Origin of the sequence: Pseudonocardia sp. C8, from assembly GCF_014267175.1 — a bacterium.
Lineage (GTDB): Bacteria > Actinomycetota > Actinomycetes > Mycobacteriales > Pseudonocardiaceae > Pseudonocardia.
Map to the genome: position 1 here is coordinate 4,311,596 of NZ_JACMTR010000002.1, position 18,503 is coordinate 4,330,098.

Genomic DNA, 18,503 nt, shown 5'->3' on the forward strand with positions numbered 1-18,503 from the left:
TCCTCCCCCATGCGGGTCGGCGGCGTCGACGGGGTCCCCACGGGATGGGTGGTGTGCGTGCTGTCCGGGACCGGGCGGTCGCGGCGGGCGGACTGGTCGGTCGTCCCGGACGCGGCGGCCGTGCTGGCGGTGACCGAGGGGTGTGACGCCGTGGGCGTCGACATCCCGCTCGCCGTGCCGCCCGGCCCGGACCGGCGCGACGCCGAGGTCCACGCGGCCGCCCGGCTCGGGACGGCCCGCTCCTCCCTGTTTCCCACGCCGCCCGCACCGGTCCTCGACGCCGGGTCCTACGAGGACGCCTGCGCCGCCGCCGTGCGGGTCACCGGGAAGAAGATCAGCATGCAGGCCTGGAACATCGTGCCGAAGATCCGCGAGTTCCGGCGGGTGGAGCTGCCGGACCCGGTCGTCGAGGCGCACCCGGAGCTGTCGTTCCGCACGATGGCGCCGGGGACGGCGTTCGCTCCGAAGCGGACCGCGCGCGGCGCAGGGCAGCGGATCGCCGCGCTCGCGTCCTGGGTGGACCCGGGCACAGTGCTCGGTGACCTGCCGGCCGCGACCCGGCTCGACGACGTCCTCGACGCCCTCGCCTGTGCCTGGACCGCCGAGCGGGTGGCCCGCGGCACCGCCGAGCTCCTCGGCCCGGGCACCGACGCCCGCGGCCGGTCCACCGCGATCGCGGTCTGAGGACCGGCAGGATCGGCTCGTGGACGGACGCTGGATCGGCCTCGCCGACGGGGTGTACGCCCGCCGGCACGCCGAGCTCGACCTCACCACCGGGCTCGTGCTGGGCGCCGAGCGGGCGCTCGTGATCGACACGCGGGGCGACGACCGCCAGGGCGCCGAGCTGGCCGCCGCCGTCCGGGCGGTCACGGCGCTGCCGCTGCTGGTGGCGATCACGCACGCACACTTCGACCACTGCTTCGGGACGTCGGCGTTCCCCGGCGTGCCGGTGTACGCCCAGGCCGGCTGCGCGGCGGCGCTGCAGGTCACCGCGGCGGCGCAGCGCGCGGTGTGGGCCCGGCACTACCGGGACCGGGGTGACACGCGTACCGCGGACGCGCTGGCGGGCACCGTGCCGGTGCTCCCCGACCGGCCGGTCTGTCCCCGCCCGGGATCGGTGCACGCCCTGGACCTGGGCGGGCGCGTCGCCGAGCTGGTCCACCCCGGCCCCGCGCACACCGGGCACGACCTCGCCGTGCACGTCCCGGACGCCGGGGTGCTGTTCGCCGGGGACCTGCTGGAGAACGGTGCGCCGCCCTCGGCCGGGCCGGACGCGTACCCGCGGGACTGGGCGGGCGCGGTCGCCATCCTGCGGCAGCGGGTTGCGACGACGTACGTCCCCGGGCACGGCGCCCCCATGAGCCCGGCCGAGGCGGCCGTGCAGCACGCCGAGCTCGCCCGCTGGAACGCGTTCCCGGGCTCGCGTCAAGAGGAATGAGCCGACCGGACGGCTCGGTGCGACCACGGTCGACTACTACCCTGAAAGGGGGTATTTCTACGCCGAGTGGTCCAGTCGGGCAGCATTCGACAAGCCTCCGTCACTCTGATTCGATGTCGCGTGTCTCCGGGGAATGACCGCCCCGACACACACCGTGACTACTGCGACAGAGGTGGGCGCATGGCGACGCGAGCGCGGGCTCGTGAGATCTTCGACCGATCACGGGTGTTACTGGGGCGCTCGCGCGTGGCCGCGGCGCACCTGCTGGACCCCGACCGGCACCCCCCGCTGAAGACGATCGAGGCCGCCCCGAGCGCCCCGGCCGTGCGGAGCGTGCCTGCCGGAGAGCCCCGGGACGAGTCCCTGGTGGAGCTGTGCGCGAGCATCGCGCTCCGCGATCTCAACCTCATCGACACGCTGCTGTCGGACCTCGAGCAGATGGAACGCCACGAGGACGACAGCCACCGGCTGGGCCAGCTCTACCGGCTCGACCACCTGGCCGCGCGGCTGCGGCGCAACGCCGAGAACCTGCGCGTGCTGGCCGACCACGACGCCGACTCCGACACCGGCGAGACGCTGTCCGTCCTCGACACGGTGCGGGCGGCCATGTCCTCGATCGACGAGTACGCGAAGGTCAGCATCGGCCGCGTGGCGTCGCTGGGCGTCGTCGGGTTCGCGGCGAACGACCTGAGCCGGGTGCTCACCGAGCTCCTCGACAACGCCACCCGGCACTCGCCGCCGGACGCGGACGTGCGGGTCAGCGCCCACCTCACCGAGCAGGGCAGCGTCCTGGTCCGGATCGAGGACGACGGCATCGGCCTGCCCCCGGAGCGCCTCGCCGAGCTCAACGACCGGCTCTTCCGGTCGCACCGGCTCGACGACTCCGCGGTGCGGCACATGGGGCTGACCGTGGTCCGCCGGCTGGCCGAGCGGCACGGCCTGCGGGTCTCGCTCGACCACCGGATGCCGAACGGCACGACCGCCACCGTGCTCCTGCCGCCGTCGCTGGTGACCGAGCTGCCCGAGGCGAACTGGTCCGGGACGCGGACCGTCCCGACCAACGGCCGGCACCACCTGGAGCGCCTGCCGCACCGGCGCGGCCCGGCCGCGGGGCCGAACGCGGCGGCGAACAGCACCGTCCCGGACACCCCGGCGGACGTCGCGACGAACGCCGCGCCGGACACCGCGGTCCCGGACACGCCGGCGACCGCCGTTCCGGACACCCCGGCGACGGCCGCGCCGGACACCCCGGCCACCGGCGACCCCGCCGACCTGCCCGAGCAGCGGCCGTCCCCGATCCCCCGGCGGCCGTCGCCCGCGGTGGGCGGCACCACCGCGAGCGGGCTGCCGCGGCGGGTCTCGCGCAGCATCAAGCCCGAGGCCGCGGGTGGGTCCTCGGCGGCCGGCTCGTTCGACTCCCCGGCCAGCGAGGGCCAGGACGAGTTCCTCGCCGACCTCGACGGCTTCACCGACGGGGAGATGGCCGCCCGCGCCCAGGAGGACGCCACCGAGGGCGGGGACCAGAAGTGACCTCCGACACCGCGTCGTCGTCCCGCGAGTTCGGCTGGCTCGTCAACGAGTTCGTCAGCCGGGTGCACGGCGTCACGCACGCCCTGGTCCTGTCCGCCGACGGGTTCCCGCTCGCCGCGTCGGACACCGTCTCCACCGACGACGCCGAGCAGCTCGCGGCCATCGCCAGCGGCCTGCTCAGCCTCGCCCACAACAGCGCCGCGCTGTTCGACAAGGGCGGCTGCGAGCAGATCATGATCAGGATGACGCGTGGCTACTTCCTGTTCATGGGGATCGGTGCCGGGGCCGGGATCGCCGTGCTGACCGCCCCCGGCTGCGACATGAAGGTCGTGGGGTACGAGATGACCCAGTTCGTGCGCAACGCGGGCCACGCCCTGACCCCCGAAGTCCGTGCCGACCTGCGCCGCGTGCTCTCCGCGCGGCGGGCGCAGGCCTGACCCGGGAGGTGGCCACCATGCCGTCCGACACGTCGCCGGAGGGACAACCGAGGATGCGCAGCAAGCGGATCCGGCCCTACACGCTGACCGGGGGCCGGACCAGGGCTCGGCACGAGCTGCTGGTCGAGGCGCTGGTCTCGGTACCGGACTACGACCCGAGCCTGCCCGAGACGTTGATGCCCGAGTCGCGGATGCTCTACGAGCACGCCCGGTCCCGGGCCTCCATCGCCGAGCTGTCGGTCGCCGTCGGCGCCCCGCTCGGCGTGGTGCGGGTGCTGATCAGTGACCTGGCGGCGCAGGGCGCCGTCTACGTCCACCCCACCGCCCACACCTACCACCACGACCGCGAGATGCTCGGAAGGATCCTCGATGGACTCCAACGGCTACCGGTCTGAGCCGCCGGCGGTGGCTCGCGGCAGCATGCCCGACGACCAGGTCACGATCTCCGCGAAGATCGTCGTCGCCGGGGGGTTCAGCGTCGGCAAGACCACGTTCGTCGGGTCCGTGTCCGAGGTTCCGCCGCTCAACACCGAGGCGTGGATGACCGAGGCGGGCACCGGCATCGACGAGCCGGTCGAGGCGGGCAAGTCCACCACCACGGTGGCCATGGACTTCGGCCGCATCACGCTGGACTCCGACCTGCTGCTCTACCTGTTCGGCACGCCGGGGCAGCCGCGGTTCTGGTTCCTCTGGGACGACCTGACCCGCGGCGCGCTCGGTGCCGTCGTCCTCGTCGACACCCGCAGGCTGGAGCGGTCGTTCGCCGCGATCAACTACTTCGAGAACGACTCGGACCTCCCCTTCATCGTCGCGGTGAACACGTTCCACGGGGAGCTGCACCACGACCTCGGTGACGTGCGCGAGGCCCTCGCGCTCCCCGACCACATCCCGTTGATCACCGTGGACGCCCGTGAACCGGCGTCCACCGTCGAGACCCTGCGGCGGCTCGTCACGTACGTGCTGTCGCTGGGCGACATCGCACAGCCAGGAAGGGCGCAAGCACATGCCTAAGGTCCTCATCGTCGGCGCGGGGCAGTCCGGCCTCCAGCTCGCGCTGACGCTGCGGGAGCACGACTACGACGTCACCGTGATGTCGGCGCGCACCCCCGACGAGATCCGCCGCGGGCGGGTCATGTCCACCCAGTGCATGTTCGCCGACGCGCTGGCGATCGAGCGCGACCACGGGCTGAACCTGTGGGAGGAGCAGGCCGAGCGGGTCGAGGGCCTCGGGGTCTCGGTCGCCGGACCGGACTCGAGCCGGGTGATGGACTGGGTCGGGAAGCTCGACGCCTACGCCCAGTCGGTCGACCAGCGGGTGAAGATGGCCGGCTGGCTGGAGCTGCTGGAGAAGCGCGGCGGCAAGGTGGTCACCCACGGGGTCACCACCGCCGACCTGGACCGGCTCACCGCGATGTACGACCTGGTGATCGTCGCGGCCGGCAAGGGCGAGCTCGTGCAGCTGTTCGACCGCAACCCCGACCGGTCCCCGTTCACCCGGCCGCAGCGGATCCTGTCCCTGGCCTACGTGCACGGCCTCCCCACCCGCCCGGAGCACCCCGACTTCCGCGCGGTCCGGTTCAACCTGATCCCCGAGGTCGGGGAGCTGTTCGTCATCCCGGCCTACACGCTGTCCGGCAACTGCGAGATCCTCTTCTTCGAGGGGATCCCCGGCGGGCCGCTGGACTGCTGGGACGACCGGCCGGGGCCGCAGGAGCACCTCGACCGGATGCGCGGGCTGATGCAGAAGTTCCTGCCGTGGGAGTACGAGCGGGCGAAGGACGTGACGCTCACCGACCCGCTGGCCACCCTCACCGGCGGGTACACCCCGATGGTCCGGTACCCGGTCGGCGAGCTGCCCTCCGGTGGCGCCGTGCTCGGGATGGCCGACGTCGTCGTCGCCAACGACCCGATCACCGGGCAGGGCTCGAACAACGCCGCCAAGTGCGCGGAGGTCTACCTGAACTCCATCCTGGAGCGGGGCGACCAGCCCTACGACCGGGAGTGGATGAGCGCGACGTTCGAGCGGTACTGGGACTACGCCCAGCACGTGACGGCCTGGACCAACGCGCTGCTGGGGCCGCCGCCCGAGCACGTGCTGAAGATCCTCGGGACGGCGCAGGTCAACGACACCGTGGCCCGCCGGTTCGCGAACGGCTTCAGCGACCCGTCGGACTTCCAGCACTGGTTCATGGACCCGGACAAGGCCGAGGCGTACCTGGCGGAGGTGGCCTGACGCACACCGCGGCGGCGGTTCCGGGGCTCGGCCCCGGCCGCCGTACCGGGTACGTTCCGCTCCGGGCCGACGCGGGGACACGGGTTCCGGAACGGAGGTAGTGGCTGGTGGCGGATGGCGTGCGTGCGGAACCGGCGACGCCTCCGTCCTCCGAGCGGCACGGGCGGGCGGGTGCCGCCGCCGGCCACCACAGCCCGGCGGTCTCCCCGGACGGCACCCGGCTGGCCTGGATCTCCGACCTCACCGGCCGCCCGCGGGTGCACGTCGCACCGCTGCCCGCACACGGGCCGGTGGACGTCGACGACGCCGCCGTCCTGACCGCCGGCGGGGACCAGCCCGACGTCACGGCGCTGGCCTGGTCCCCGGACGGCACCCGGATCGCGGCCCAGATCGCCCCGGGCGGCGGGGACCGGTCCCGGGTGGCGCTGCTCGACCCGGACGGCGGACCCGCGCGGGAGATCGCCCCGGCGGCCGTCGCGGTCGAGCTGGGGGCCTGGGCTCCGGGCGGGCGCTGGCTCGGCATCACGATCCTCTCCGACACCGGCACCCCGGACTCGGACGGCTACGGCGACGGCACCGCCTGCCTGGTCGACGTCCGCGACGGTTCGTCGGTCGTGCTGGGACGCGGCCCGGGCGCCGCCGTGCAGGCGGTCTCCGCGGACGGGCGCCGGGTCGTGCTGCGCACCGGCCCGCGGGGCGCGCGGTCGCTGGAGCTGCTGGACCTGCGTACCGGTGCCCGGGACCGGATCGCCGGCGGGCCCGGCGGCGCGCTGACCGCCGTGGCCCGGTTCGGCACCGGCCCCGGCATCCTGTGGGTGCACACCGACGCCGACCGGGAGCACGCGGCGCTGCTCGCCGTCCCGATCGCCCCGGGCGCCGACCCCCGGATCGCGCCGGCCCGCCCGGTCGCCGTCCGGCCCGGTGCCGACCTGGACCTCGTCACGCTGGACCCGACCGGGCCGCGGGCCGCCCTGGTCTGGAACGCGGGCGGCCTGGCCGCGCTGGAGGTCGCGGACCTGCGCGGCGGGCGCCCGCAGCGGCTGCCCGCGCCGTGCGACGTCGTCACCGGGGTGTCGTTCACCCACGACGGCGCGGCGCTGCTGGTCGCGGGACACGGGCCGGGGGTCCCGCCGCACGTCGTGCGGGTCCCGCTCGGCGGCGGGCACGCCACCGCGCTGCTGGGCGGGACCGCCCCGCTCCCCGTGCCGCCCCGCCCGGAGCGGGTCACCTTCCCCGCCGAGGACGGGCTGCGGATCGGCGGCTGGCTGCACCGCCCGCAGACACCGACCGGTGCCGGGTTCGTCTGGCTGCACGGCGGCCCGGAGTCCGAGGAGCGGCCCGGCTGGGCGCCGCTGCTGCAGGAGCTCGTCGCCCGCGGGATCACCGTCCTGACACCCAACATCCGCGGTTCGTCCGGGCGGGGCCGGACGTTCGCCCGGCTGGACGACGGCCCGCTCCGGCCGTCGTCGATCACCGACGTGCGGGCGGCCACGCGGCTGCTCGCGAGCGTCCCGGACGTCGACCGGCGGCGGATCGTCGTCGGCGGCCGGTCCTACGGCGGGTTCCTCACCCTCGCCGCGCTCACCCGCTTCCCCGACCTGTACGCCGGCGGGGTCGACGTGTGCGGGATGTCGGACCTGACCGCGTTCTACGCCGACACCGAGCCGTGGATCGCCGCGCAGGCATGCACCGAGTACGGCGACCCGCGCACCGACGCCCCGCTGCTGGAGGAGCTCTCCCCGCTGCGTGCGGCGGCACGGATCGACGCGCCGCTGCTGGTGGTGCACGGCGAGCACGACACCAACGTGCCGCTGTCCCAGTCGCTGGCGGTCCAGGCCGCGCTCACCGGGCGGGGCGCCGCGACGGAGCTGCTGCAGATTCCCGGCGAGGGCCACCAGGTGCACGACCGGCACACCCGGGCGTGGGTGACCGGGCGGATCGCGGACTGGGTGGCCGGGGTGACAGGGGCCGATCCCGGGCCGGTGGCGGCCGCCGACGGCTCGCTCAGGCCTGGCTGAACGACTGCAGGATCTCCTGGCCCTGCGCGTTCGTGCCGACGACGAACCGGTAGTTCTCCCGGCTCGTGCTGCCGTCGGTGCGCATGAACACGACGGTCGCGGTCACCGTGTTCGGGCCCGCGTTGCGCAGGTTCTCGGCGTACACGGTGCGCATCCCGCTGTAGAAGCTGCGGTACGCCTCGAACCCGCCGGATGCGCTCTGCGCCTGCGGGCTGAGCCGGGCGAACGCCCCCGCGATGTCACCGGGCAGCATCCGGTAGTAGTTCTGCACGAACGCGACCGGGTTCTGCACCTGGCCGGTGCCGGTGGTCGGCGTCGGTGTGGGTGTGGGGGTCGCGGACGTCGTCGGGGGCGTGGTCGGGGCCGCACTCGTCGCGGGGGTCGCGGACGTCGGCGGTGCCGCCACCGGCGGCGGCGACTCGGAGTTGGTCAGCACCCCGAACGCGATCCCGCCGCCCACGACGAGCAGTGCCGCCACCGCGGCCAGCACGATCGGCAGCCGGCGGCGCCGCCCACCACCCGCGGCCGCCGCGGCGCCGCGCGGGCGCCCGCCGTTGCCGCCGCCCGGGATGACCTGGGGGGCCCGCACGGCCGGTGAGTCGACGACGGTGCCGGCGCCCTCAGCCTCGGCCTTCGCCCCCGAGTCGGAGGCGTCCATCACCGCGGTCGCACTCGACGGCGTCGCCAGGCCGGCGACCGACTGGCCGGCGGCGATCCGGGCCAGCGCGTCGCGGGCCTGCGCGGCGCTGGGCCGCTCGGCGGGATCGTTGGACAGCAGCCGCATCAGCAGCGCCGTCAACGGCCCGGCCTGGGTCGGCGGGCTGATCGCGCCGGTGGCGACCTTGTGCAGCAGCGCGTAGGCGTTCTCGTCCAGGCCGAACGGCGGCTCGCCCTCGACGGCGGCGTACAGCGTGGCGCCGAGCGCGAAGACGTCCGAGGCGGCGGTCGGCTCCTGGCCGCGTGCGACCTCCGGGGCGAGGAACGCCGGCGTGCCCGCGATGACACCGGTCCGGGTCAGCTGGACGTCGTCCACCGCCCGGGACACGCCGAAGTCGGTGATCTTGGACCGGCCGTCCTCGGCGATCAGGACGTTGCCGGGCTTGATGTCGCGGTGCACCACGCCCGCGGTGTGCGCGGCCGCCAGCCCGTCCGCGACCTGGCGGCCGATCGCCGCTGCCTCGGTCGGGCTCATCGGCCCCTTCTCCGCCAGGACGGCGGCCAGCGAGCGCGACGGCAGGTACTCCATGACCAGCCACGGACGCTCGTCGTGGACGACGACGTCGAACATGCTGATCACGTGCGCGTGCTGCAGCCGGGCCCCGATCCGGCCCTCGCGCAGGATGCGCTGCCGGGACTCCTCCATCTGGTCCGCCGACGGCAGTGCGGCTGCGAGCAGCTCCTTCACCGCCACCGTGCGGTTGAGCAGCTCGTCCGTACCACGCCACACCGCGCCCATCGCACCGGCGCCGATCCGCTCGTCGAGCCGGTAGCGGTTCCCGATCCGGCGGGTCTCGGGGGTGGGCGAGCTCATGAGGTCCAAGGGTAGGGAATCGGGCCGGGACGGCCGCCAGCAGGGCACCGGCCCCGAGCCACCGGGCGGGGGACCGTCGAGCCTACGCGCCGGCCGACGGCGGTTCCAGGGAGCGAGCGCGACATCACCGAACGCGACACCACGGGGTGGCGCCTCAGCGCGCCAGGCCCAGCTTGCGCGCGCACGCCGGCCACGATCCGTAACCACCGCGGGCATCCCGGACCTTCGTCGCGATCTCGATCTGCTGCTCCTTCGAGGCGCCGTCGGCGGTCGGGGCGTACGCGGTGCCGCCGAAGTCGCTCCACGTCGCCTTGTCGAACTGCAGGCCGCCGTAGTAGCCGTTGCCGGTCGAGATGCCCCAGTCGCCGGAGGACTCGCACCGGGCGAGGCGGTCCCAGTCGGTGGGCTGGGTGCCCTGCTTCGGCGCGGCCGGCTTGCGGGGAGCCGGTTCGTCCGGGGCGGATCGTCGCGGGGCGGGCTTCCCGGCCTTCTCGGGAGTGGGCTTGGCGGGGGTGGGCTTGTCGCGGGCCGGCTGCTCGCGGGCGGGCTTGTCGGACGCGGGCTTACCGGACGCGGGCTTGCCGGGCGCGGGCTTGCCGGGCGCGGGCTTGCCGGGCGCGGAGCCCGGGAACACGCGATCCTCCGGGGCGGTCTCCGACGCGGGGGCCTCCCCGGCGGAGGGAACGTCGTCGCGAGGACGCGTATCGCCCGTGCCGGCCGGGCCCTGGCCGGCTCCCGTGCTGCGTTCGATGTCGGCGCGTTCACCGGTGCCGCGCTCACCGGTACGGCCTTCTTCGGGACCGCGATCACCAGTGCGGCGCCCACCAGTACCGCGGTCAGCGGTGCTGCGATCGCCGGTACCGGGCTCACCGGTGCTGCGCTCACCGCTGCTGCGGTCACTGGCGCTGTGCTCACCGGTGCTGCGCTCACCGGCACCGCGCTCACCGGCACCGCGGTCACTGGTGCTGCGCACATCACCGTGCTCGTCGCTGCTGCGCTCGCCGGTCGTGTGGTTGCCGGTGGAGCCACCGCGCGACTTCGGTGTCCCACCCGCAGCACCGTCGTCGCCCGCACCAGCGCCGCCGTCGTGGTCCGATCCCCGGTCGAGATCACCGTCCGCCGTTGCTCGTTCGCCACCGCCAGAGGTTCCGGACACACCGTCTCCCTCGCTCCGGCCGGCCTCGGAGCGGTCCGCTGCGTCCCCGTCCGCGGCCGGACGCTCCCCGGGGTCGGCACCGGACCCGCGGCCCTCGGTGTCCCGCTCGGCCCCGGCGTCCGGGGAACCGGATCCACCACCGTCCGTGCCCGTGACCGCGTCTCCTGCTCCCCTGCCGCGGCGACCGGACGGTCCGTCGTCCCGCGCCGACCGCAGTGCCTCGGCCACCGCACCGGCGTCGGGCGCGCCGTACCCGGCGCCGGCGTCGTCGAGCACCAGAACCCAGGCCGTCGGGCCGCCCCCGGGTACCGGGAACCGCGCGATCCCCTCGCTGACCAGGTCGGCGAGCTGCACGGTCCGCCCGCTCGACGGGTCCACCCACCACGGCCGCGCGGTGTCGCCGGCCAGCAGGCCCAGGTCCAGGACGACGTCCGAGCCGGCCGGGGTGTGCCCGAGCACGTACGAGCCGTCCTCAGCGCTCGCGATGTCGACCCGGGCGTCGACGGCCGCGGCCCGCACGGTGAACGCCCCGTCCCGGTACGGGCTCAGCGCCGTCCTGACCGCTGTGTCGGGCGGGGAGCCGAGCGCCGTGCCGATCGCCAGCTGCCCGCCACCGAGCGCGCCCACGACGAGCAGCGCGGCACCGGCCATCGACGTCCACCCGCGTCGTTCCCACCAGGAGTCCACGGCCCGGCACTGTGGGGGTCGGCAACGCCGGCCACGGCCGAACCGGCCGGACCGTTCACGATCGCGAGCCGGCGTCCGACGGGGTCATCGCCCGCGCTCACCTCACCGCCGGGCAGGCGCGGGCGATGCCGTGCACCTCTCCGCGCGTGCACCCCCCCAGTGCTCTGCCGCACCCCGTCCTCGCGTGCCGCACCCCCTCCCCGCGTGCCGCACCCCCTCCCCGCGTGCCGCACCCCCCGTCCTCGCGTGCCGCACCCTCCCCGAGGGGTGCAGCAGCGCCCCGGGGTGCAGAAGGAGGCGCGGTAGCGGGTGCGGCAGCGCGGAGTCGAGCGGCGCCCCGGCGACCTCGCACGAACCGCTCCTTTCCGCCCATCGGCGGACAGAACGTGCAGCTCGGCCGCGAGTCTTCCGTCGATCAGCACCTTCCTGCCGACCCCGGGACGCCACCGTGCAACTCGACACCACCGCGACCATCGATCAGCACACTCCCGCCCTGGCCGGGACGGGAACGTGCACGTCGACCGCGACCCGCGAGTCGATCAACGCACTCCCGCCCGCGCCAGGGCAGAAACGTGCATCCCGAGCGCCAACCACGAGTCGATCAGCACGCACCCGCCCTGGCCGGGACGGGAACGTGCGCGTCGACCCCGACCCGCAAGTCGATCAACGCACTCCCGCCCGCGCCAGGGCAGAAACGTGCATCCCGAGCGCCAACCACAAGTCGATCAGCACGCACCCGCCCCGAGGGGGTGAAGACGTGCATCTCCGACCCGAGCCACGAGTCGATCAGCACACTCTCGCCGCGCCCGGAGCCGAAACGTGCGGATCGGGCGCTCGCCACGAGTCGATCAGCACACACCCGCCCACCCCGGGGCGAGACCGTGCCGCTCGACACCGTCCCGGGCACATGCGCGGGCCCGCCCATGGTCGGTGCAACGCCGTCACCGGGGCGCGACCCGCCTGCGCACGAGGGCATTGCGTCGCGCTCAGTAGTCGAAGGACGGGTCCTCGGTGCGGGTGCGCTTCAGTTCGAAGAAGTGCGGGTTCTCCGCCATCAGCCGGGCCCCGTCGAACAGGCGCCCGGCCGCCTCGCCCTTCGGCACCCGGGAGATGACCGGGCCGAAGAAGGCGACGCCGTCGACGTGGATGGTGGGGGTGCCGACGTCGAGCCCGACCGGGTCCATCCCCTCGTGGTGGCTGGCCCGCAGCTTCTCGTCCCATTCGGTGGAGTGCGCGGCCTCGGCCAGCGACGCGGGCAGGTCGAGCTCCTTGAGCGCGCCGGCGATCACGTCGTCGAAGTCCTTGTTCTGCTGGTTGTGGATCCGCTCGCCCATCGCGGTGTAGAGCGGGGCGAGGATCTCGAGGCCGTGCTGTTCGGCGGCGGCGATGCAGACCCGGACCGGGCCCCACCCCTTCGTCATCAGCTCCGCGTACTGCTCGGGCAGGTCCTTGCCCTCGTTCAGCACGGCGAGGCTCATGACGTGCCAGGACACGTCGACCTCACGCACCTTCTGCACCTCCAGGATCCAGCGGGAGGTGAGCCAGGCCCACGGGCACAGCGGGTCGAACCAGACGTCGACGCGGGCGGGGGCGTCAGCAGCAGTCGTCATGTCCGGGGCAACGACGCCCGCGCACCGGTGATTCCGCGGGCCGCCCGGCACTGACACGTGATTGGATGCGGGCCGACCCCACCCCCCGGAGAGGACCGACCACCTCGATGACCCCGCCCAACCTCACCCGCACCCAGGCCGAGGAGCGCGCCGCGCTGCTCGACGTCTCGACCTACGACGTCACGATCGACCTGACCGACGGCGCCGGCGCCCCGTCCGAGCGGACGTACGCGGTCACCACCACCGTCCGGTTCGCCGCGGCCGAGCCGGGCGCGTCCACGTGGATCGAGTGGGTCGGCGAGGGCATCACGTCCGCGACGCTCAACGGCGCCGCACTCGACGTCTCCACCTGGACCGAGTCCGACGGCCTCGCCCTGCCGGAGCTCGCCGCGGACAACGAGCTGACGATCGTCTCGACCGGGCTCTACACGAACACCGGCGAAGGGCTGCACCGTTTCGTCGACCCGGTCGACGGGGCCGTCTACCTCTACTCCCAGTTCGAGACGGCCGACTGCAAGCGGCTGTTCCCCTGCTTCGACCAGCCCGACCTCAAGGCCCGGTACACGATCACCGTGACCGCTCCCGCCGACTGGAAGGTCGTCTCGAACGCCGTCTCCGAGGTGGGCGAGCCGGACGGCTCGGGCGCCCGGGTGCACCGGTTCGCGCAGACCGAGATCCTCTCGACCTACCTGGTCGCGCTGATCGCCGGCCCGTACGCGAGCTGGCACGACACCTACCGCGACGAGCACGCCGAAATCCCGCTGGGCATCTACTGCCGCGCCTCGCTGGCCCCGCACATGGACCACGAGCGGATCTTCACCGAGACCCGGCAGGGCTTCGACTTCTACCACCGCAACTTCCGGGTGACCTACCCGTTCGGCAAGTACGACCAGCTGTTCGTGCCGGAGTTCAACGCGGGCGCGATGGAGAACGCCGGCGCGGTCACGTTCCTGGAGGACTACGTCTTCCGGTCCCGGGTCACCCGCACGCTCTACGAGCGCCGCGCCGAGACCATCCTGCACGAGATGGCGCACATGTGGTTCGGCGACCTCGTGACCATGCGCTGGTGGGACGACCTGTGGCTCAACGAGTCGTTCGCGACGTGGGCGTCGGTGCTGTGCCAGGCCGAGGCCACCGAGTACACGAACGCGTGGACGACGTTCGCGAACCTCGAGAAGTCCTGGGCCTACCGGCAGGACCAGCTGCCGTCGACGCACCCGATCGCCGCGGACATCCCGGACCTGCAGGCCGTCGAGGTCAACTTCGACGGCATCACCTACGCCAAGGGCGCCTCGGTGCTCAAGCAGCTCGTCGCCTACGTGGGGCTGGAGCCGTTCCTGGCCGGGCTGCGCGACTACTTCGCCGCGCACGCCTGGGGCAACGCCACGTTCGACGACCTGCTGGCCGCCCTGGAGAAGGCGTCCGGCCGGGACCTGTCCGACTGGGGCGCGCAGTGGCTGCGCACCACCGGGCTGAACCTGCTGCGGCCCTCGTTCGGCGTCGACGAGGCCGGGAAGTTCACCGCGTTCGACGTCGTGCAGGGCGGTGCCCGGCCCGGCGCCGGTGAGCTGCGCACGCACCGGGTCGCCGTCGGTGTCTACGACGACGACCCGGCCACCGGCAAGCTCGTCCGCACCCACCGGGTCGAGCTCGACGTGTCCGGTGAGCGGACCCCGGTGCCGGAGCTGATCGGGATGCCGCGCGGCAAGCTGGTCCTGGTCAACGACGACGACCTCACCTACTGCGCCCTGCGCCTCGACCCGGGCTCGCTGGCCACCCTGGTGGACCGGATCGGTGACATCGCCGAACCGCTGCCGCGGACGCTGTGCTGGTCGTCGGCGTGGGAGATGACCCGCGAGGCCGAGCTGAAGGCCCGCGACTTCGTCACGCTCGTCGCGGGCGGGTTCGACACCGAGTCCGAGATCGGCGTCGTGCAGCGGTTGCTGCTGCAGGCGCAGACCGCGACGGCGTCGTACTGCGTCCCGGAATGGGCCGACGAGCGCGGCTGGCCGCTGCTGACCGACGCGCTGCGGTTCCGGCTGGACACCGCGCCGCCCGGCTCGGACGTCCAGCTGGCCGTGGTGAACGCCCTCGCCGCGTCGGTACTGCCGGACGCCACCCTCGAGGCGTTCCAGGGCTGGCTGCTGGACGTGCGGGTCCCGGACGGGCTGACCGTGGACACCGACCTGCGCTGGCGGCTGCTGCACGCGCTGGTCGCGCACGGGAAGGCGGGCGAGACCGAGATCGCCGAGGAGGAGCAGCGCGATGCGACCTCGACCGGGGCCCGGCAGGCCGAGCGGGCCCGCGCGCTGATCCCGACCGCGGAGGCCAAGGAGCGCGCCTGGCAGCGCGCCGTGCACGACGACAGCCTCCCGAACGCGATCAACGAAGCCGCCATCGCCGGGTTCTCGCACCCGGCGCAGCGCGGGCTGCTCGACGGCTACGTCGAGCGGTACTTCGCCGAGATCGACGGCGTCTGGGAGCGGCGGACCTCGGAGCTGGCGCAGAACGTGGTCGTCGGGCTGTTCCCGTCGTGGGCGGTGCGCCAGGAGACCGTCGACGCCTCCGACGCGTGGCTGGCCGACGAGTCCAAGCCGGCCGCGCTGCGGAGGCTGGTGTCCGAGGGTCGCGCGGGCATCGTCCGGGCACTGGCCGCCCGCGAGTTCGACGGCCAACCGACGCCGAGCACCCCGGACCAGGCGACCGCCGTGCAGCAGCCGTAACGCCCCGGGGGGCGGGAACGAGGTGTGCCGCCGGGTGGACCAGGAGGTCGATCAGCACGTTCCGGCCCCGGCGCGGGGTGGAACGTGCGCGTCGGTCACGAGGGCCCAGATCGAGCAGCACCCTTCCGTCCGGGCCCCCGCCGCAACGTGCGCGTCGACCGCGGATCGGGGTATCGATCAGCGCGTTCCCGCCTCGGCCGGGGCGGGAACGCGCTCGTCGACCGCATCCCCCGAGTCGATCCACTCCCGCCCGCGCCAGGGCAGAAACGTTCCCCTGGAGCGCGAACCGCAAGTCGATCATCACCCTGCGGCCCCGACGACGGCGAGAACGTGCGTCTCGACCGCGGACCGGGTATCGATCAGCACGCTCCTGCCCTGGCCTTGGCGGGAACGTGCATCTCACGCGCGACCCGTGAGTCGATCAGCACGCTCCCGCCCCCGCCGAGGTGGGAACGTGCATCTCGAACGCGACCCACAAGTCGATCAGCACACTCCCGCCCGCGCCAGGGCAGAAACGTGCCCCTGGAGCGCGAACCGCAAGTCGATCATCACCCTGCGGTCCCGACGACGGCGAGAACGTGCGCGTCGACCGCGCACCAGGTATCGATCAACACACTCCCGCCCTGACCGCGCCGGGAACGTGCATCTCGAACGCGACCCCCGAGTCGATCAACACACCCCCGCCCGCACCAGGGCGAAAACGTGCACCTCACGCGCGAACCGTACCTCGATCATCACCCTTCGGCCCCGACGACGGCGAGAACGTGCGCGTCGACCGCGCACCGGGTATCGATCAGCACGCTCCCGCACTGACCGGGGCAGGAACGTGCATCTCGACCGCGACCGACAAGTCGATCAGCACGCTCTCACCCTGGCCGCGGCGGGAACGTGCATCTCGACCGCGACCCGCAAGTCGATCAGCGCGCTCTCGCCGCGCCCGGGGCTGAAACGCGCAGATCGACCGCACGCCACGAGTCGATCAACACACTTCCGCCCGCGCCAGGGCGTCAGCGCGCGTCTCGTCCCAGCGACGGGGACCGATCCGGCAGTGAGAGCAGGCGGTCAGCGGCGGCGGCGCAGCAGCCGCGCCAGCGGGTTCCGCGGGCGTTCGGCGCCCTCCGGCCGGAACGCGCCACAGGCGCGCGCGCCGCAGGAGCCGCAGTCGGTGCCCGGCCGGTAGTGCTCGTGCATCTCCTCCGGGTGCCCGCAGGCACACAGCCGCTGGCCGGTGGCGGCCGGCGGCGGGGTCGGCTCGACAGGGGTCCGCTGCTGCGGGATGTGCGGTGCGGCCGTGGGTTCGACGGCAGGCAGCCCGGTCGGCGGCGTGAGCACCGCGGCTGAGGGGGTCGAGGGGTGCGAGCGGGCCCGGCGTCCGTCCGGACCCGGGGCGGCCGCACGGTCGTGCGTGTGCGCCATGGTGACCTCCTTCGTACGGACGGTGTACCCCGCGTCGTCGCCGGGCATGCCGTCGCGGCCCCCAGTATGCGATCACCAAGGGCGTCGGGGGAATGACTGTTCGGGTTGAAGTTGCGCCGGGTGGACGAATCCGGCGTGGTCCGTCCGATCAGTTGACCGCCGGAAGAGTGAGGACGGCGAGGCATCCCTGCGGCTCGTGAGCCGTACGGAGGACGAGCTCGCCGCCGTGCTCGTGCGCGAGCTGGGCGCTGATGTGCAGGCCGAGCCCGGAACCGCCCGCCGATTCGTCGTGCACCCCGCGGGTGATCACGAGCGTCTCCTGCCCGCCGGGCAGCCCCGGGCCGGCGTCGCGGACCTCCACGGCGACGAACCCGGGGGCGTCGGCCGTGCGCCCGCGGACCTCGACCGGCGCGCCGGGCGCGTGCCGCGCGCAGTTGGCGAGCAGGTTGGTCACGACCTGCCGGGTCACGGCCTCCGGGGCCGCCACGACCGGCAGGCCGGCCTCGACCTCGAGGGTGATCTCCTGCTCGGGGCGCAGCTCGACCAGCTGGCGCAGCACCGGTTCGACCCGGTGCGAGCTGCCGTTCGCCGCTGCCGGCGCGCCGTTGCCGGCCGGCTCGAAGTCCGGGCCGAGGTCGAGCAGCGCGGCGTCCCGGTCGTCGATCATCGGGTCCGGTCCGTCGAGGACCGGGTCCGGGTTCTCCAGCATGTGGCGCAGCCTGCCGAGCTCGGCCAGCACCGCGTCCCGGAGCTGACCGGTCCGCCCGTCGCCGTCGCTGTACGAGAGCAGGTACGCCGCGCCGGCGAGACCGGCGAGGCCGTTGCGCAGCTCGTGGTCGCGCTCGGCGGCCTGCCCGGCCGCCTTCTCCAGCAGCCGGGTCGCGTCGCCGAGGGTCTCCTGCAACCGGTCGTAGTCGTCCTGCAGGTCGGACACCGCGCGCAGCGCCATCGTCAGCAGCGCGGACAGCACCACCGCGGTGCCGAGGATCCGCAGCGCGGGGTACACCAACCCGGGTGCGGGCCCGCCGGGCACGATCTCGCGGTACAGCTGGGACACCGCGATCACGACGAGGCCCAGCCCGAGCCGGGACCGGATCCGGCTCTGCCGCCGGTAGCCGTCGAACAGGAACAGCAGCGCGACGGCCGCCCAGCCGGTCTGCACCAGCACCGACGGGAGGGGGCTCCCGGCCAGCAGCATGGTCAGCCAGCTCTCCCCCTGCAACGCGACCACGCCGCCGCTCGCCAGCGCGACCCCGAACAGGGCCCAGCCGCCCCAGGCCCCGAGCCGGGCCGGTGGGCGCAGGGCGACGATCAGGATGCACATCCCGACCGCGAGCATCGCCAGCACCGCGAGCCGGGCGACCCCGGCCGGCTGGTCCTGGAGCACCAGCGCCGAGGTGGGCAGCACGATCACGCCGTAGAGCAGCAGCGCCGCCCCGAACCAGGACGGCCGCGGGTCACCGGTCAGCCGCCCGGTGACCAGCGCGACGATCGCGGCGGCGGACCCGACCGCGGCGGCGACCAGGGTGAGGATCGACGTCGACGACGCGACGTCGATCCGCCCGTCGACGACGGCGGGCCGGGTGATCGCGGCGACGAGCACGCACAGGGAGCCGACGACGAGCAGGTCGCCCAGGTGCCCGGCGACGAACCGGGCCCGGCGGTACCGCCCGAGGACCCCGCTGAAGCTGCCGGACGCCACGCTGACCCTCCGTACCCACCAC

The 18,503-nt window shown here is 74.1% G+C and carries 14 protein-coding genes; 9 read left to right on the forward strand and 5 right to left on the reverse strand.

Annotated features, from left to right (window positions below):
• Window positions 1-9 precede the first annotated feature (9 nt).
• From H7X46_RS20545 to H7X46_RS20580, 8 genes are all read left to right on the forward strand, one after another.
• On the forward strand, window positions 10-684 hold the full coding sequence (locus H7X46_RS20545) for a DUF429 domain-containing protein (protein WP_186360947.1): 675 nt from the start codon (window positions 10-12) through the stop codon (window positions 682-684).
• Window positions 685-703: 19 nt separating this feature from the next.
• Window positions 704-1,438, forward strand: a complete 735-nt coding sequence (locus H7X46_RS20550; RefSeq protein ID WP_186360948.1) for an MBL fold metallo-hydrolase — start codon at window positions 704-706, stop codon at window positions 1,436-1,438.
• A 246-nt stretch (window positions 1,439-1,684) separates the two neighbouring features.
• Complete coding sequence (locus H7X46_RS20555; protein ID WP_370588881.1) at window positions 1,685-2,968, forward strand: sensor histidine kinase; 1,284 nt, start codon at window positions 1,685-1,687, stop codon at window positions 2,966-2,968.
• Window positions 2,965-3,405: a roadblock/LC7 domain-containing protein gene (locus tag H7X46_RS20560; RefSeq protein WP_186360950.1), complete on the forward strand. Its 441-nt coding sequence runs from the start codon at window positions 2,965-2,967 to the stop codon at window positions 3,403-3,405. Before H7X46_RS20555 ends, H7X46_RS20560 begins: the two co-directional genes overlap by 4 nt.
• A 17-nt stretch (window positions 3,406-3,422) precedes the next feature.
• Window positions 3,423-3,800 (forward strand): DUF742 domain-containing protein, encoded by a 378-nt coding sequence (locus tag H7X46_RS20565; RefSeq protein ID WP_186360951.1) that lies wholly within the window; start codon window positions 3,423-3,425, stop codon window positions 3,798-3,800.
• The gene (locus H7X46_RS20570) at window positions 3,775-4,416 is read left to right on the forward strand and encodes an ATP/GTP-binding protein (RefSeq protein ID WP_186360952.1); all 642 of its coding nucleotides are present in this window, start codon (window positions 3,775-3,777) and stop codon (window positions 4,414-4,416) included. The genes H7X46_RS20565 and H7X46_RS20570 overlap by 26 nt, the downstream gene beginning before the upstream one ends.
• Entirely contained in the window at window positions 4,409-5,638 is a 1,230-nt protein-coding gene (locus H7X46_RS20575; RefSeq protein WP_186360953.1) for a styrene monooxygenase/indole monooxygenase family protein, read from the forward strand. The genes H7X46_RS20570 and H7X46_RS20575 overlap by 8 nt, the downstream gene beginning before the upstream one ends.
• A gap of 119 nt (window positions 5,639-5,757) precedes the next feature.
• Complete coding sequence (locus tag H7X46_RS20580; RefSeq protein ID WP_186360954.1) at window positions 5,758-7,656, forward strand: prolyl oligopeptidase family serine peptidase; 1,899 nt, start codon at window positions 5,758-5,760, stop codon at window positions 7,654-7,656.
• On the opposite strand, the gene H7X46_RS20585 is transcribed toward H7X46_RS20580, so the two are convergent.
• The 3 genes from H7X46_RS20585 to H7X46_RS20595 form a co-directional block, all read right to left on the reverse strand.
• Window positions 7,643-9,187 carry a serine/threonine-protein kinase gene (locus tag H7X46_RS20585; protein WP_186360955.1) on the reverse strand — a complete coding sequence of 515 codons (1,545 nt, stop codon included), beginning with the start codon at window positions 9,185-9,187 and terminating at the stop codon, window positions 7,643-7,645. The two genes, H7X46_RS20580 and H7X46_RS20585, sit on opposite strands and share 14 nt — an antisense overlap.
• A gap of 154 nt (window positions 9,188-9,341) precedes the next feature.
• Window positions 9,342-11,030, reverse strand: coding sequence for a transglycosylase family protein (locus H7X46_RS20590; protein WP_186360956.1), 1,689 nt, complete (start codon window positions 11,028-11,030; stop codon window positions 9,342-9,344).
• A 986-nt stretch (window positions 11,031-12,016) separates the two neighbouring features.
• The gene (locus H7X46_RS20595) at window positions 12,017-12,640 is read right to left on the reverse strand and encodes a DsbA family protein (protein WP_186360957.1); all 624 of its coding nucleotides are present in this window, start codon (window positions 12,638-12,640) and stop codon (window positions 12,017-12,019) included.
• A gap of 107 nt (window positions 12,641-12,747) precedes the next feature.
• On the opposite strand from H7X46_RS20595, the gene pepN reads away from it, so the two are divergent.
• On the forward strand, window positions 12,748-15,363 hold the full coding sequence (pepN, locus tag H7X46_RS20600) for an aminopeptidase N (protein WP_186360958.1): 2,616 nt from the start codon (window positions 12,748-12,750) through the stop codon (window positions 15,361-15,363).
• 1,062 nt (window positions 15,364-16,425) lie between these two features.
• On the opposite strand, the gene H7X46_RS20605 is transcribed toward pepN, so the two are convergent.
• Together H7X46_RS20605 and H7X46_RS30830 are read right to left on the reverse strand one after the other, a co-directional pair.
• Window positions 16,426-16,779, reverse strand: a complete 354-nt coding sequence (locus H7X46_RS20605) for a hypothetical protein (protein WP_186360959.1) — start codon at window positions 16,777-16,779, stop codon at window positions 16,426-16,428.
• A gap of 148 nt (window positions 16,780-16,927) precedes the next feature.
• Window positions 16,928-18,481 carry a HAMP domain-containing sensor histidine kinase gene (locus tag H7X46_RS30830; RefSeq protein ID WP_186360960.1) on the reverse strand — a complete coding sequence of 518 codons (1,554 nt, stop codon included), beginning with the start codon at window positions 18,479-18,481 and terminating at the stop codon, window positions 16,928-16,930.
• Window positions 18,482-18,503: the final 22 nt, after the last annotated feature.